Annotated in this window: 13 protein-coding genes, 1 pseudogene and 1 riboswitch; of the genes and pseudogenes, 9 read left to right on the top strand and 5 right to left on the bottom strand. The window is 71.0% G+C overall.

All coding sequences use genetic code 11. The annotated features are described in order from the left end of the window. Nucleotides 1-76: 76 nt before the first annotated feature. Nucleotides 77-1720 (top strand): amidohydrolase, encoded by a 1644-nt coding sequence (locus GT354_RS37620; RefSeq protein ID WP_161360868.1) that lies wholly within the window; start codon nucleotides 77-79, stop codon nucleotides 1718-1720. Nucleotides 1721-1744: 24 nt separating this feature from the next. Here the strand turns inward: GT354_RS37620 and proP are convergent, their stop codons facing one another. Next, nucleotides 1745-3190, bottom strand: a complete 1446-nt coding sequence (gene proP / locus GT354_RS37615; RefSeq protein WP_161360867.1) for a glycine betaine/L-proline transporter ProP — start codon at nucleotides 3188-3190, stop codon at nucleotides 1745-1747. A gap of 194 nt (nucleotides 3191-3384) precedes the next feature. Then, on the bottom strand, nucleotides 3385-3861 hold the full coding sequence (gene bcp, locus GT354_RS37610) for a thioredoxin-dependent thiol peroxidase (protein WP_161360866.1): 477 nt from the start codon (nucleotides 3859-3861) through the stop codon (nucleotides 3385-3387). A gap of 223 nt (nucleotides 3862-4084) precedes the next feature. Here bcp and GT354_RS37605 point away from each other — a divergent pair. From GT354_RS37605 to GT354_RS37570, 8 genes and pseudogenes are all read left to right on the top strand, one after another. Continuing rightward, nucleotides 4085-5094 (top strand): annotated as a pseudogene (locus tag GT354_RS37605) (energy-coupling factor ABC transporter permease). A 1-nt stretch (nucleotide 5095) separates the two neighbouring features. Beyond that, the gene (gene cbiQ, locus GT354_RS37600) at nucleotides 5096-5860 is read left to right on the top strand and encodes a cobalt ECF transporter T component CbiQ (protein WP_161360865.1); all 765 of its coding nucleotides are present in this window, start codon (nucleotides 5096-5098) and stop codon (nucleotides 5858-5860) included. Between the two features lie 55 nt (nucleotides 5861-5915). Then, nucleotides 5916-6668: an ABC transporter ATP-binding protein gene (locus GT354_RS37595; protein WP_161360864.1), complete on the top strand. Its 753-nt coding sequence runs from the start codon at nucleotides 5916-5918 to the stop codon at nucleotides 6666-6668. Nucleotides 6669-6875: 207 nt separating this feature from the next. Continuing rightward, nucleotides 6876-7232, top strand: a complete 357-nt coding sequence (locus tag GT354_RS54965; protein ID WP_346012353.1) for a DUF3618 domain-containing protein — start codon at nucleotides 6876-6878, stop codon at nucleotides 7230-7232. A 174-nt stretch (nucleotides 7233-7406) separates the two neighbouring features. Then, nucleotides 7407-7709: a co-chaperone GroES gene (locus GT354_RS37585; RefSeq protein ID WP_161360884.1), complete on the top strand. Its 303-nt coding sequence runs from the start codon at nucleotides 7407-7409 to the stop codon at nucleotides 7707-7709. 106 nt (nucleotides 7710-7815) lie between these two features. Beyond that, a riboswitch (guanidine-III (ykkC-III) riboswitch) is annotated at nucleotides 7816-7881 on the top strand. A 52-nt stretch (nucleotides 7882-7933) separates the two neighbouring features. Then, a complete protein-coding gene (gene sugE / locus GT354_RS37580; RefSeq protein ID WP_161360863.1) occupies nucleotides 7934-8254 on the top strand; it encodes a quaternary ammonium compound efflux SMR transporter SugE in 321 nt (106 codons plus the stop codon). A 104-nt stretch (nucleotides 8255-8358) separates the two neighbouring features. After that, complete coding sequence (locus GT354_RS37575; protein ID WP_161360862.1) at nucleotides 8359-9054, top strand: RICIN domain-containing protein; 696 nt, start codon at nucleotides 8359-8361, stop codon at nucleotides 9052-9054. 183 nt (nucleotides 9055-9237) lie between these two features. Further along, nucleotides 9238-10314 carry an LLM class flavin-dependent oxidoreductase gene (locus tag GT354_RS37570; protein ID WP_161360883.1) on the top strand — a complete coding sequence of 359 codons (1077 nt, stop codon included), beginning with the start codon at nucleotides 9238-9240 and terminating at the stop codon, nucleotides 10312-10314. A gap of 106 nt (nucleotides 10315-10420) precedes the next feature. On the opposite strand, the gene GT354_RS37565 is transcribed toward GT354_RS37570, so the two are convergent. The 3 genes from GT354_RS37565 to GT354_RS37555 all read right to left on the bottom strand — a co-directional run bounded on the left by GT354_RS37565 (nucleotide 10421) and on the right by GT354_RS37555 (nucleotide 14590). Then, nucleotides 10421-11983, bottom strand: a complete 1563-nt coding sequence (locus tag GT354_RS37565) for a molybdopterin-dependent oxidoreductase (RefSeq protein ID WP_346012352.1) — start codon at nucleotides 11981-11983, stop codon at nucleotides 10421-10423. 112 nt (nucleotides 11984-12095) lie between these two features. Continuing rightward, nucleotides 12096-13673 (bottom strand): ABC transporter permease, encoded by a 1578-nt coding sequence (locus GT354_RS37560; RefSeq protein WP_161360881.1) that lies wholly within the window; start codon nucleotides 13671-13673, stop codon nucleotides 12096-12098. A 20-nt stretch (nucleotides 13674-13693) separates the two neighbouring features. After that, nucleotides 13694-14590 (bottom strand): ATP-binding cassette domain-containing protein, encoded by an 897-nt coding sequence (locus GT354_RS37555; protein ID WP_161360861.1) that lies wholly within the window; start codon nucleotides 14588-14590, stop codon nucleotides 13694-13696. Between the last annotated feature and the right edge of the window lie 185 nt (nucleotides 14591-14775).

Below are 14775 nucleotides of genomic sequence, written 5' to 3'. Positions count from 1 at the left end.
ACCACCGCTCCCGCACCGGGCGCGCTCACCCACCCATCCCGCAACAGACCTTCGCACCACCCCTGGAGTCGTCATCGTGTCCCGCATCGCCGACCTGGTCCTGCGCAACGCCCGCATCCACACCGTCGACCCCGATCTGCCGAGTGCCGAGGCCCTGGCCGTGCTCGACGGGCGGATCGCGTGGCTGGGAGCGGACGCCGATGCGGCGGCCTGGGTCGGGCCGGACACGACCGTGCTCGACGGCGCCGGGCGGCGGGTACTGCCGGGCTTCATCGACGCGCACAACCACGTGCGGCTCGGCTCGGACGACGCGTGCGTGCAACTCGCCGGGGCGCGCACGTTGGCCGAGATCCACGAGCGGATCGCCACGTGGCTCGCGGCCAACCCGGACGCCGCGTGGATCGAGGCGGAGGCGTTCGACTACTCGGCGATCCCCGACGGCCGGATGCCGCGCGCGAGCGACCTGGACCCGGTCACCGGCGACGTGCCCGCGTTCGTGCTCAGCTACGACGTACACACCGCGTGGCTCAACACCGCGGCGATGAAGGTCCTGGGCATCACCCGCGACAGCGACATCCTGCCGTTCGGCCGGGTCGACAAGGACGAGCAGACCGGCGAGCCGACCGGCTTCGTCAAGGACTTCGCGGTGCGCGGGCTCTCCCGCGACGGTCACCGCGCGCTCCGGGCGCTCGGCGTGCCGTGGGCGTCGGCCGACCGGCAGTACGGACGGCTCGCCAAGAGCCTGGACGACGCGATCCGCTTCGGCATCACCACCGTGGTCGAGCCGCAGAACTCGCTCGACGACCTGGCCCTGTACACCCGCGCCCGGCACGAGGGCCGACTGCGCTCGCGCATCGTCGCGGCGCTGTTCCACCCGCGCGGCACCACCGACGCGGACCTGGACGACTTCGCCGCGGCGGCCCGCGAGTACACCGACGACCGGCTGCGGGTGGGCCCGCTGAAGCTGTACATCGACGACGTCGTCGAGCCGCGCACGGCCGCCCTCCTGGAGCCCTACAGCGGCTGCCGGCACCACCGCGGCGACACGTTCTACCCGGCCGAGGAGTTCGCCGACCTGCTCGCCAAGCTCGACGGCCGCGGCTTCCAGTGCTTCGTGCACGCGACCGGCGATCGCGGCATCCGCACCGTGCTGGACGCGGTGGAGCACGCCCGCGCGACCAACGGCGAACGCGACGCGCGCCACCAGGTGGTGCACGTCGAGTGCCTGGATCCCCAGGACGTGCCCCGCTTCGCCGAACTCGGCGTGGTCGCCTGCATGCAGCCGCGCCACTGCGCGCCCGAGATCGCCGGCCCCGGCCAGGACTGGGCGAAGAACGTCGGCGAGGAGCGCTGGCACAAGGCGTGGCCGATGCGCAGCCTGCGCGAGGCCGGCGCCGTACTGGCCTTCTCCAGCGACTGGAACGTGGCCGAGATGGACCCGATGGTCGGCGTGTACACCGCGCTCACCCGCGCGCCCCTGGCCGGCGGCCCGGGGTGGATCCCGAGCGAGACGGTCGACATCGAGACCGCGATCCACGGCTACACGATGGGCTCGGCGTACGCGAACTTCCTGGAGCACGAGCGGGGTTCGCTCACGGTCGGCAAGCTCGCCGACTTCGTCGTGCTCTCGCGCGACATCCTCACCGCCGCCCCGGCCGACATCCCGGGCACGGTCTCGGAGGTCGTGGTGGTCGGCGGCGAGGTGGCCCACACCGCCTGACACCGATGCACCGTGTACCGCCCGTCACCCCTGTGTGGCGGCCAGTTCCCGGGCCTCCTCGGCGGTCTCCACCGCGGGTGGCGAGCCCATCAGGGGCTGACGGGCGGTCTCGGACATCTCGATCGCGGCCACCAGACCCACGGCCGCGGCCAGCATCATGTAGAAGGCCGGCATGTAGCCGTTGCCCGTGCCGCTGACCAGCGCCTCGGTGACGAACGGGGTCGTGCCGCCGAACGCCGACACCGAGATGTTGAACGACACCGACAGCGCGCCGGAGCGGATCTCGGTCGGGAAGAGCGCGGGCAGGGCAGCCGACATCGTGGCCAGGAAGCACACCAGGACCAGGCCCAGGATCATCAGCCCGACGAAGATCGGGACGAGCGCGCCCATCCGAATCAGCACGAAGCACGGCAACGGCAGCACCAGGAAGCCCACACAGCCGCCGATGATCACCGGCCTGCGCCCGATCCGGTCGGTGAGGCTGCCGAGCGGGTGGATCACTCCGAGCAGCACGATCATCACCACCACGATCAGCAACAGGCCGTGCGTCTCGTTGTAGTCCAGCGTGTCCGACAGATAGGTCGGCATGTAGGACAGCAGCATGTAGTCGTTGATGTTGTACGCCGCCACCAGTGCGATGCAGATGATCATCGGGCGTTTTTGGCCCAGGAAGATCCGCTTGAACTCGGCCATCGGTCCCGGCTTGGCGTCGCTGTCCCCGCCCGGTTCCGCCGCCTTGTCCATCACTTTCGTGAAGGCCGGCGACTCCTCCAGCCGCAGCCGCAGGTACAACCCGACGACCCCGATCGGCGCGGCCACCAGGAACGGGATCCGCCAACCCCACTGCAACATCCGGTGATCGCCGAGCACGGCCGTCAGCAGCGTGACCAGGCTCGCCGCGCAGATGTACCCGATCAGCGTGCCGAACTCCAGGAAGCTGCCGTAGAAGCCGCGCCGCTTGTCCGGCGCGTACTCGGCGATGAACGTGCTCGCGCCGCCGTACTCGCCGCCCGCGGAGAAGCCCTGGATCATCCGGAACAGGATCAACAGGATCGGCGCCGCGTAGCCGATCGACGCGTAGCTGGGGATGAGCCCGATGCACAGCGTGCCGGTGGCCATCATCAGCATCGTCGTGGCCAGCACCTTCTTGCGCCCGATCCGGTCGCCGAGCGGGCCGAAGAAGAAGCCGCCGAGCGGGCGGACCACGAACGCGGCGGCGAAGGTCGCGAACGAGGCGAGGGTCTGCGCGGTGTCGTTGCCCGACGGGAAGAAGACCTTGCCGATCGTGACCGCCATGTAGGCGTAGATGCCGAAGTCGTACCACTCCATGGCGTTGCCGAGCATGGTGGCCTTGACCGCGGTGTCGACGGTCGCGGTGTCGACGACCGTGATGTCCTGCTCGCGCAGGCGCTTGCGCCGACGACCACCGAGCCGATGCCGCCGGGGTTCGGGCTGCTCGTCGGTGCTCACCGGTCTCCTTCGTCCTGGGGATCGTCGCCGGCGGCCGGCCCGGGGCAGATCGGACCCGGACCGTCCCACCCCAGGTTGGGACAGGACATTCCATTACGAGTCGCGCGACACAGCCTTGATCGACAAAAAGCCCCGATTCACCCGCAGAGCGGGCAAATCGAGGCTTCCGTCGTCGCGGGAAGCGCCCGGCGGGCTCAGGCCGCGTCGAGCTTCAGGTCCTTGATCAGCTTCGCGACGTGCCCGGTCGCGCGCACGTTGTACAGCGCGCGCTCGACCTTGCCCTGCTCGTCGATCACGAACGTCGAGCGGATGACACCCTTGACGGTCTTGCCGTACATGGTCTTCTCGCCGAACGCGCCGTACGCCTCCAACGTGCCCTTGTCGGGGTCGCCGACGAGCTTGACCCGCAGGCTCTCCTTGTCGCGGAACTTGGCGAGCTTCTCGGTCTTGTCCGGCGAGACACCCAGCACGTCGTAGCCCGCGCCCGCGAGCAGGTCGAGGTTGTCGGTGAAGTCGCAAGCCTGCTTGGTGCAGCCGGGGGTCAGGGCGGCCGGGTAGAAGTACACGATGACCTTGCGCCCGGCGTAGTCGGACAACGACACGGGCTTGCCGTCGGCGTCGGACAGGGTGAAGGCGGGGGCGGTGTCGCCCGCCTGAAGACGGTCGCTCACGAAATGGCTCCTCGGACTCCGCAACGGATCGCACGGCATCGGATGAAGCCGGCGGTTCCCACGCTATGGCACGCCCGTCGGAGGGCGGGATTCGTCAACGCGCGGCAAAGAAGTACCGGCGGGGACCGGCTATTGCCCGGATCATCTACTTGCAAGTCTTTTGCAACTAGGTGCGGGCCCCATAAAATCCAGCAGCCGAAACCGGCATTTCGGGAGGGGCCTCATGCATATACCCAACGGATTCATCGACGGTCCCGTCTCCGCGGCGGCCGGCGTCGTGGCCGTCGCCGGCATCGCCGTCGGCCTGCGCGGCGCCCGCCGCGAGCTCGACGAACGCACCGCCCCGCTCGCGGGTCTGGTCGCGGCGTTCGTCTTCGCGGTCCAGATGCTCAACTTCCCCGTCGCGGGCGGCACGAGCGGCCATCTCCTCGGCGGCACCCTCGCGGCGATCCTGGTCGGCCCCTATACCGGGGTTCTGTGCGTGTCCATGGTGCTGCTGATGCAGGGACTGTTCTTCGCCGACGGCGGGCTCACCGCACTGGGCCTCAACATCACGATCATGGCGATCGTGACGGTCGTGGTCGGCTACGGCCTCTTCCGCCTCGTCCTGCGGGTACTGCCGGCGCGCAACTCGTCGGTGCCCATCGCGGCGTTCGCCGGTGCGATCGTGTCGGTGCCGGCCGCCGCGACCGTGTTCACCTTCTTCTACGCGATCGGCGGCACCACCGACGTACCGATCTCCAAGGTCGCGGGGGCGATGATCGGCGTACACGTGCTGATCGGGATCGGCGAGGCGATCATCACCGCCGCCACCGTCTCCAGCGTGCTCGCGGTCCGCCCGGACCTCGTCCACGGCGCGCGCGGGCTCGCGCGTCCCCTCGAACTGCGCACGGCAGGTGACTCGCGATGAACCGCGTCCGTACCCGCACGCTCCTGATCTCCGGGCTCCTGATCGCCCTGGTCCTGGCGGGCTTCGTGAGCTTCTACGCGAGCCAAAGCCCGGACGGGCTGGAGAAGGTGTCCGCCGACAAGGGCATCGACGCCAAGGAGAAGGACCACCAGATGAAGGACGCGCCGCTCGCGGACTACAGCGTCAAGGGCGTGCACAACGAACGCGTCTCCGGCGGGCTCGCGGGTGTCATCGGCGTGGGCGCGACCCTGCTCGTGGGCACCGGCGTGTTCCGGGTCGTCCGCGGCCGGGGCAACGGCGCGCGTACACCGGGCGACGCCTGACGTGTCGGGCTCCCACACGGGGCACCGGCTGTACCGGCCGGGCGACTCGCCGGTCCACCGGCTCCCGCCGCAGTGCAAGCTCGTCGCGCTCGTCGGCTTCGTCCTCGCGACGGTGTCCACCCCGCGCGAGACCTACTGGGCGTTCGGCGCGTACACCGCGCTGCTCGTCGCCGTCGCGGCCATCGCGCGGATCCCCGCCGGCTTCGTCCTGCGCCGGATGCTCGTCGAGACACCGTTCGTCGCGTTCGCCCTGCTGCTGCCCTTCGTCGCGAGCGGGCCGACCGTGGACGTGCTGGGCCTGGCCGTCAGCCACGACGGGCTCCTGGGCGCCTGGAACGTCTTGATCAAGGGCACGCTCGGCGTGGTCGCCGGCGTCCTGCTCGCGGCCACGACCGAACTGCGCGAACTGCTGATCGGATTGCAGAAACTGCGGATGCCACCGCTGCTGGTGCAGATCATGTCGTTCATGCTGCGCTACGCGGGGGTGATCACCGCCGAGATGGGCCGGATGCGGATCGCCCGCGAATCGCGCGGCTTCGTCGCCCGCGACCTGCGCCAGGCACCCGCGGTGGCCAAGTCGGCGGGCGCGCTGTTCATCCGCTCCTACGAACGCGGCGAGCGGGTACACCTGGCGATGCTCAGCCGCGGCTACACGGGCACCATGCCGGTGATCCTGGACGCCCGGGCCGGCGGTGCCCAATGGGCCGTCGCCGCGATCCTGCCGGTGGCGGCGGGTTCGGTGTGGGCCGCCGCGCTGTTCGGGTGATCGGGTCGCCGCAGGACCCACGCGAACGCCGCCCGACCGACGAACGGAGTGCCACGTGAGTGACGCCGACCCCTCCCTGGCCGTCCGCGGCCTCGCCTACGCCTACCCCGACGGCCACCAGGCGCTGTTCGGCGTCGACCTCACCGTCGGACGCGGCGAGCGGGTCGCCCTGCTCGGCCCCAACGGCGCCGGCAAGACCACACTCGTGCTGCACCTCAACGGCATCCTGACCGCCGGTGCCGGCACCGTCCACGTGGCCGGCCTCCCGGTTGCCAAGGACAACCTGCGCGAGATCCGCCGCCGGGTGGGCATCGTCTTCCAGGACCCGGACGACCAGCTGTTCATGCCCACCGTGCGCGAGGACGTCGCGTTCGGCCCGGCCAACCTGGGTCTGCGCGGCGCCGAGCTCGAAGCGCGCGTGCAACACGCGCTCGCGCAGGTGGGCATGGCCGGCTTCGCCGATCGCCCGCCGCACCACCTCAGCTTCGGCCAGCGCCGCCGGGTCGCGGTCGCGACCGTGCTCGCGATGGAGCCGGAGATCCTCGTGCTCGACGAGCCCTCCTCCAACCTGGACCCGGCGAGCCGCCGCGAACTGGCCGACATCCTCCGAACGCTGGACGTCACGGTCCTGATGGTGACCCACGACCTGCCCTACGCGTTGGAGTTGTGCCCGCGCGCGCTGGTGCTCGCGGGTGGTGTGGTGGTGGCCGACGGGGGTACGCGCGATCTGCTCCTGGATCGCGACCTGATGGCCGCGCACCGGTTGGAACTGCCGTACGGATTCGACCCGTCGTCGGTCCCCGCCTGACCTGCTCGCGGGTCGGTCCGGGCGCCACGCCACCCGGTTGACCCGGCGGCGGGGATGTACCTGACAGACTTGGGGAACATACGAGCGCTGGGCCGGAGAGGACGGGTTGTGAGCGACCACGGGCGGGAGATGTCTCCGGCGGAGTTGGAGCGACAGGGCCGGGCGGCGTTGGGTCGACCGGTGACGGCACACGCGGAGCGGAGTCGGGTGGAGTCGGTGAACGGTGCGCACAAGGCCGAGCTTTCGAAGGCCGACGTTTCGAAAGATGTGAAGGCGGCCGACAGGAAGCATGACGCGGGCGGTCAGCCGGACCGGCGCTCGCCCCAACAGATCGAGCGCGACATCGAAGCGGCCCGCGCCAATCTCGCGGTGACGCTCGACGAGATCGTCGACCGGGTCAAGCCCGCCAACGTCCTGGCACGGACCAAGGACAACGTGCGGGCGCAGTTCATCGACAGCGACACGGGCGCGCCGCGGATGGAGCGCATCGTGCCGGTGGTCGGTGGCGCCGCGGGCGTACTTCTGCTCGTCGTGCTCCTCAAGAGCCGCAAGAAGAAGAACTGACGACCCGCCGACCCCGGCGAGGACCCGCCGGCGGGGAAACTCGCCGGGAGGATTCGCACCTCCCGGTGACACACGTCGGGCGTCGGACGGGTAGCTTGTCGAAGCGTGAGTTCCGACAGGTCCCAGTCTTCGAGCAACACCGTCCACGACCTCGGCGAGAAGCTGCCCATCCGCATGCTGCACGACCGTGTCCTGGTACGTCAGGACGCGGCAGAGGGTGAGCGTCGCTCCGGCGGCGGCATTTTGATCCCCGCGACCGCGCAGGTCGGCAAACGACTCGCGTGGGCCGAGGTGGTCGCGGTGGGCCAGAACGTCCGCAGCGTCGAGCCGCGCGACCGCGTCCTGTACGACCCGGAGGAGCGCGCCGAGGTGGAGGTGCGCGGCGTCCCCTACGTACTGTTGCGCGAACGCGACTTGCACGCCGTGGCCGCCGAGCGCATCGAGATCTCGGGTGAGGCGACCGGCCTGTACCTGTGACACGCAGCCCTGCTCCACGCGTATACCGCATCCGTTCCGCCGGGTGGTGAGGCAACTCACCGCCCGGCGGTTGGGTTTTCCGCCCCCGATTTGCGATTCTGGAGGCGAGTCGGTCGACAGGACCCGCTCCCCGACGAGGTGCGCCGTACCGGGCCCGCAAGGACGACGCCGACCGCTTACCGAACCCCCGTGGTTCGCGTGGCGGTCCAGCGAGGAGTGTCGTCATGGCGTGGATCATGCTCGGAATCGCCGGTCTCCTGGAGGTCGGGTGGTCGATCGGGCTCAAGTACACCCACGGGTTCACCCGCCTGGTGCCCAGCGTGCTGACCGGCCTCGGGATCGCCGGCAGCATGGCCCTGTTGTCGATGGCCGCGAAGACGCTGCCGATCGGCACCGCGTACGGCGTGTGGGTGGGTATCGGCGCGGTCGGTTCCGCGATCCTGGGGATCGTGTTGCTGGGTGAGGCGGTCACGGTCGCCCGAATCTTCTTCCTGTGCCTGATGGTCGTCGCGATCGTCGGCCTCAAGGTCACCGGCTCCCACTGAGTGGCCCACCCTTTCGAGTGAACTCTCTGCCAGGATGTCCCGATCCGAACGAACAACAGTCGGCCGGTGACGGTCCGAACAGTCGGTCATGAGGAGAGAGACAGATGCCGCCACGTCGGATCTGGATAGCGGTGCTGTGCGGGGTCGGGCTGCTGGGATTCATCGGTGGCGGTTTGGTCGCGGTGTTCGGCGGCGGCGACGGAGGGAGCACGCCGGCCGCGGCGCCGGTGTCCGTCCCCGGGACGAGCACCCCGCTGTCGCCGTCCTCGGTGGTCGCCGCCGACGTGACGACGTCGCCGCCCGAGACGACGGCTTCGCCGTCCGCTTCGGCGTCCGCGTCGGCCACACCGTCCGCCTCGGCGACGAAGAGCACCGCCCCGCCGCCGCCCTCCCCCGCGGCGGGTCAGGGCTACATGCTGACCCTCCCGGACGGCCGGGCGATGGACGTCATGGGCGCGAGCGACAAGGATCGGGCCCCGGTCATCGCGTATCCGAAGAAGGCCGGCAAGACCAACCAGCAGTGGGTCCTGCGCGACGCCGGCGGCGGTTTCGTCCGGCTGGAGTCGGTGCTGTCGCACAAGTGCCTCCAGGCGACCGGCGGCCACGACGCCCGGGCCGAGCAGGACGACTGCGGGCGCGGCGACAAGCAGTTGTGGAAGGCCCAGGCGCACGGCGCCGGATTCGTGCTCGTCTCGAACAACGGAGCCGCGCTCGGCCTCGGCGACCGGGTCAAGGGGCAGCAGGGCTTGGGGCTCGTGCCGGTCGGCGCGGGCGCGGTGTGGCAGCTGAGCCCGGCGTAGAAGTCGTGGTCGGCCCGATCGTTCACCGTTGGCCGTCTGTGATCTCCTCCACCCCCGAGACGCGGAACAGCCGAGTCGGTTCGGTGGTTGCACCGTCAAGCGCAGGCACGCCTCCGGGCGGGTTCGCTGCGTGGGTTTTCGGGCGGGCGAGGAGAGGGACGCGGAGTGAACGCTGTGAAGCCGATGGAGCCTGGTCGAGCCGACGAGCCGGGTAAGCCGGTAAAGCTGTCGGTTCTCGACGTCGCCCCGGTCGGGACCGGGTATTCGGCGACCGAGGCGCTGCGTACGAGCACCGACCTCGCGAAGCTGGCCGAGCAGTGGGGCTACCACCGGTTCTGGGTCGCGGAACACCACAACATGCCCGGCATCGCGAGTTCCTCGCCGCCGGTCCTGCTCGCGCACCTCGCCGCGCACACGTCGACGCTGCGCCTCGGTTCGGGCGGCGTGATGCTGCCCAACCACGCACCGCTCGTGGTCGCCGAGCAGTTCGGCACGCTCCAGGCGCTGCACCCGGGCCGGATCGACATCGGGATCGGCCGGGCGCCGGGCACCGACCAGGTCACCATGCGCGCGCTGCGACGCGGCGGGGGTGCGGAGTCGGTCGAGGAGTTTCCGCAGGCCCTGGGCGAGCTGATCGGTTTCGTCACCGGATCGTGGGCCGAGGACCACCCGTACCGGCGGATGCACGCGGTGCCGGGGCCCGCGTCCGGGGTCGAGGCGGGCGGCGAGTTCGCGTCGGCCGAGGCGCCGGTGTGGCTACTGGGATCGAGCGGTTACAGCGCGCAGCTCGCCGGCATGCTGGGGCTGCCGTTCGCGTTCGCGCACCACTTCAGCGGGCGCAACACGGTGCCCGCGTTGGAGCTGTACCGCGAGTCGTTCCAGCCGTCGGAGTCGCTCAAGGAGCCCTACTCGATGATCGCGGCGGGTGTGATCGCCGCCGACACCGAGGCGCAGGCCAAGCGGCTCGCGCTCTCCCAGGCGCTGACCATGCTCCGGCTGCGCAGCGGCAATCCGGGGCGGATGCCGTCGCCGGAGGAGGCCGAGGCGTATCCGTGGACGCCGGCCGAGCGCGAGTTCGCGCAGACCTACCAGAGCGAACACATCGTCGGCGACCTCGACGGGGTGCGCGCCGGCATGCACGCGCTGCGCGAACGGACGCAGGTGGACGAACTGATGGTGATCAGCAACGTGTACGGACACGACGCGCGGATCCGGTCGTACGAGTTGATCGCGCGGGCGTGGGGGCTCGTCACCGGCTGAGCAGGAATGGTCGCGGGGGTCGGGGCGGGCCGCGGGCGGGTGCGGAGTCGGCCCGTCGCGGCCGGCTTCGCACCTGCCCGGGCTCGCGATTGCGTCCGGGCGCGGTTCAGTCGACCGTGACGGTGATGCGGTGAAAGCCCGTGGCGCCGTCGGGGAGCACGTCCTGTTCCTTCGCGACCTGGACCGCACCGGTGCCGTCGGTGGCCCGCACTCGCAGCGTGTGCCTGCCGGGCGTGGCGTCCCACATCCACCGGAACTGGCGCCACGTGTCGGTGGTGGTCTGCGGCGCGAGCTCGGCGGGCTGCCACGCGCCGTTGTCGACCTGTACCTCGACGGCCTGCACCCCGCGGTGTTGGGCCCAGGCGACGCCGGCGACGGGGATCCGGCCGGCCTTGGGCGAGGAGTCGGCCGATGGGGTGTCGATTCGCGACTGGGTCTTGATCGGGGCCTTCGCGGCCCAGCCACCCTTGACCCAGTACGCGTCGAACGCGTCGAACGTGGTCACCTCGATGTCGACGATCCACTTGCACGCCGACACGTAGCCGTACAGGCCCGGAACGACCATGCGGACCGGGAACCCGTGCTTGATCGGCAGCGGTTCGCCGTTCATGCCGTACGCGAGCATCGCGTCGCGGCCGTCCATGACCTCCAGGACGGGTGTGCCGATCGTCATGCCGTCGTGGGACCTGGACACGATCTGGTCGGCCTTGGGGTGCACACCCGCCTCGCGCAGCAGGTCGGCGAGCGGGGTGCCCAGCCAGCGGGCGGTGCCGACGAGGTCGCCGCCGACCTCGTTCGAGACACACGTGAGTGTGATGTCCCGCTCGATCGCGAAGCGCTCGCGCAACTGTCGATAGCTCAGCTCGATGTCCCGGTCGACCATGCCGTGGATGCGCAGTGACCAGTCCTCGGCGCGCACCTGCGGCACCGAGAACGCGGTGTCGATGCGGTAGAAGTCGCCGTTGGGCGTGAAGTAGGGGGACAGACCCGGCTCGGTGAAGCCGGCGCCGGCGGGCGGCGCGGGGCTCACCGGCTTGGGGAAATCGGCGGCGGCCTGCTTGCGCGAGTCCTCGGCGTTGAACCGTACGTGCTGGAGCATTCGGCCGCCGATGCCGGTCGCGAGCGCGGTCAGGGCGGCGCCGGCCAGGACCACGGTGCGTCGCGAGGTGTCGGGGATCTCGTCGTAGTGGTCGTCGCCGGGAGCACCCGGCAGCGGTCGCGCGAGCGGTCTGCGGTCGATCAGCTCGGGTCGGGTGATCACGATCAGGGCCAGGATGCCGAACACCGTGCCCACGACGGCCGGCAGCACGTCGGTTCCCCGGTAGGTGGGGCGATCGGCGGCGGCCCACACCGCGAAGCCGCCGAGCGCGAGGACGCCGACGATCCCGTAGCCGAGCCGCCGTCGGGCGAGCACGCCGATCGCCGCGGCGAAGGCCACGAGCAGGACGGTGATACACAGCAGCAGGAACGGCTTGTCCCCGGTCCCGAAGGTACGAATGGCCCATTCCCGAGGCCCTGCGGGCGTTCGATCCACCACCGCGCCGCTGATCGTGACGAGCGGCGTGGCCTCCGGCCGTACGAACACCGCGGCTGCCTCGGCGACCCCGAGCGCCACCCCGGCCGCCAACACCCCGCCGAGCGCGGCCGGACCATAACCCTCACGACGCACGGGGCACCTCACGGTCGAAGAACTGGTGGTGCCATCCTCACCCGGCGGGGGTCGGGTCGGGATGCGGTGCCTGCTTACCGTTGTGTGACGTCACCCGGTCCGGTCGTGGTGGTCAGCGCCGGCCTCGGTCGCGCAGGCCGTTGACGGCGAAGGCCGCGGCCAGGGCGGTGAGGGCCACGAGCGTGACGAGCAGCGGGTGGGGGCCTCGCGGGATGTCGTCGTGGCGCAGGGCGCCCATGAAGTCGAGGGCGCCGATGTTGTTGACGATGCCCCACCACACGGCGACGTACAGGGCCTGGAAGAAGCGTTGGGTCCGGCTCAGACGGCCGACGAACAGGGCCAGCGACGGGATGAGCAGGGCGCCCGCGGCCCACGCGGTCAGGCCGGGGGTGTCGGCGGCGGCGAGCATGCGCACGGCCGGGGACAGGGCCGCGATCACGGTCAGGACCAGGCCGGCGGTCCATTGGGCGAGGAGCCGGAGGTGGGGAGTGGGGTAGGCGCCCAGGAGGCCGTCGAGATCGTGTTCGGTCTGTTGGGTGCCCAGGCGCGACCACAGCAGGACCGGCCAGATCCAGCAGGCCGGCAGCACCGCCCCGGTGACCACGCTCGGCGTCGCGGTGAAGCCGGCCAGGGTCAGGGTCGCGGCCCCGATCCACCACCACTTGGAGACGCCCTGGAGCAGGATGCGCAATTCGCCGACGAGCAGGCGCGGGAAGGCGAACCCGCGTACGACGGCGGGCGTGCGTGGCAGTGTCGCGGGTGCCGTCCGATGCCGAGGGGCGGTTTGGAGCCGGGTCGGCTCGTGAGGGACGTGAGGGTCGTGAGGGACATCGGGAACAGGGCCGCGCAGCGGGCCTCGGGCCGGGTCGAAGCGGCCGAACCACAGGGCCGGCAGCAGGGCCAGGCCGAGCGCGAGCAGGATCAGCAGCAGGCGTCGGCCGAGGAAGGCGCCGTCCGGGGTGAAGCCGGCCCAGTCGAACGTGCGCAGGGGTTCGTCGCGGTAGGTCAGGCCCAGGCTGAACTCCTGGCCGGAGAGGTCGGCGTGCTCGGCGAGCAGTCGTTCGCGCATCGACACGACGGCGGCGTGTACACCGAGGCCGCCCAGCGGTGCGGACCCCGATTGCCCGCCGAGCGCCACGGTCGTCGCCATGAAGAACCAGACGATGTTGCCGAGCCCGGCCCGCAGGTGTGGGATCGCCTCGAACAACAGCGCCGCGGCCGCCGTGGCCACCACGAGCGGCAGGGTGACGGTCGCGAACGGCAGCAGGAGCGCGACCGGGTCGATCGCGCGATCCTCCCCGCGCACGATCTGCATCACCGCGGCGGTCCCCGCGAGGACACCGACCATCGACGCGAGCACCATGACGTTGCCGAGGAACTTGGCCGCGAGGTAGGTCGTGGTCCGCAACGGCGTCGCGGCGAGCAGTTGCCCCACGCGCGTGCTTTCGTCGCGCCCGATCGCGGTGCGCACGAAGTAGAAACCGCCGAGGGTCAGCCACAGCGCGCCCGCGAGCGCGGTCGCGGTGCCCACGTAGGCGCTGTTGTACGCGCCGCGGTAGTCGCCGACGTTCATGATCGTCCAGCGCGCGTCGGCCGCCGGGACCGCGAGGTAGGCCAGCGCGACGGCCGCCGCCAGCGTCGCGGCGTATGCCGGGCGGCGGATCCGGTCGCGGAAGTCGGCGCCGGCCATGATCGCGATGATGCGCAGCGTCACGGCCGCACCGCCGCGGCCGTCGTGGTCCCCGAGACGATCGCCAGGTAGGCGTCCTCCAAATCGGGCGGCACCGCGACCGCGTCGCGCGCCGGCGGATCCGACGCGAGCACGCGCAGCCGGACGCCGGCCGTCGTGCGCACCATGCGGCTCACCACCCAACGGGCCTGGGCCGCCGCCACGTCGACCTGATCCACCGTCACCTCCCAGACCCGGCCGTCGACTTCGCGCAGCAGTGCCTCGGGAGTGGCCCGGCGCAGCAGTCGGCCGCCGACGAGTACGGCGATGTCGGAGGCGACCGACTCGATGTCCGAGACGATGTGCGTGGACAGCAACACGACCCGGTCCACCGCGAGTTCGGCGAGCAGGTTGCGAAAGCGCACCCGCTCCTCGGGGTCCAGGCCCGCGGTCGGTTCGTCGACCACGATCACCCGGGGGTCGGCGAGCAGCGCCTGCGCGATGCCGACGCGGCGCAGCATGCCACCGGAGTACTTGCCGAGCGGGCGCTTGCCGGCCTCGGTGAGGTTGACCGCTTCGAGGAGTTCGCCGATCCGGGCCCGCGCGGAACGACCCGTCATCCCCTTGGCCGCGGCGAGGTAGCCGAGGAACTCGGGACCCGTCAGGTTCGGGTAGCCGCCGAAGTCCTGCGGAAGGTAGCCCAACGCCCGGCGCAGCCGGTCCGGCTTCGCGACGACGTCGACGCCCTCGAAGAGGATTCGACCGGAGGTGGGGCGCGTGATGGTGGCGACCATCCGCATCAGCGAGGACTTGCCCGCGCCGTTGGGGCCGAGCAGTCCGAGCAGGCCGGGGCCGAGGTGCATGGTGACGGCGTCCACGGCTCGTTTGCCGCCCCGGCCGGCCTGGTAGTCCTTGGTCACATCGATCAGTTCGAGCATGGCGCGCGGGTCGGTCCTTTCGTGATGACACGCGTTCACGCGGTCGCGTGGCACCCGCCAAGACTGCGCTTTCGACGGGATGTGGACATCTGCCGTTCGGGAGATATCCGGGGCGGTTCGCGCGGGCCGGCTGCACCGGGCACGGGGCGCGCGGGACCGCGCGGGTGGGCTCGGGTCACGCCGGC

It is taken from the genome of Streptomyces sp. SID3343 (assembly GCF_009865215.1).
Lineage (GTDB): Bacteria > Actinomycetota > Actinomycetes > Streptomycetales > Streptomycetaceae > Embleya.
This window is presented reverse-complemented; position numbering and strand designations above follow the sequence as displayed.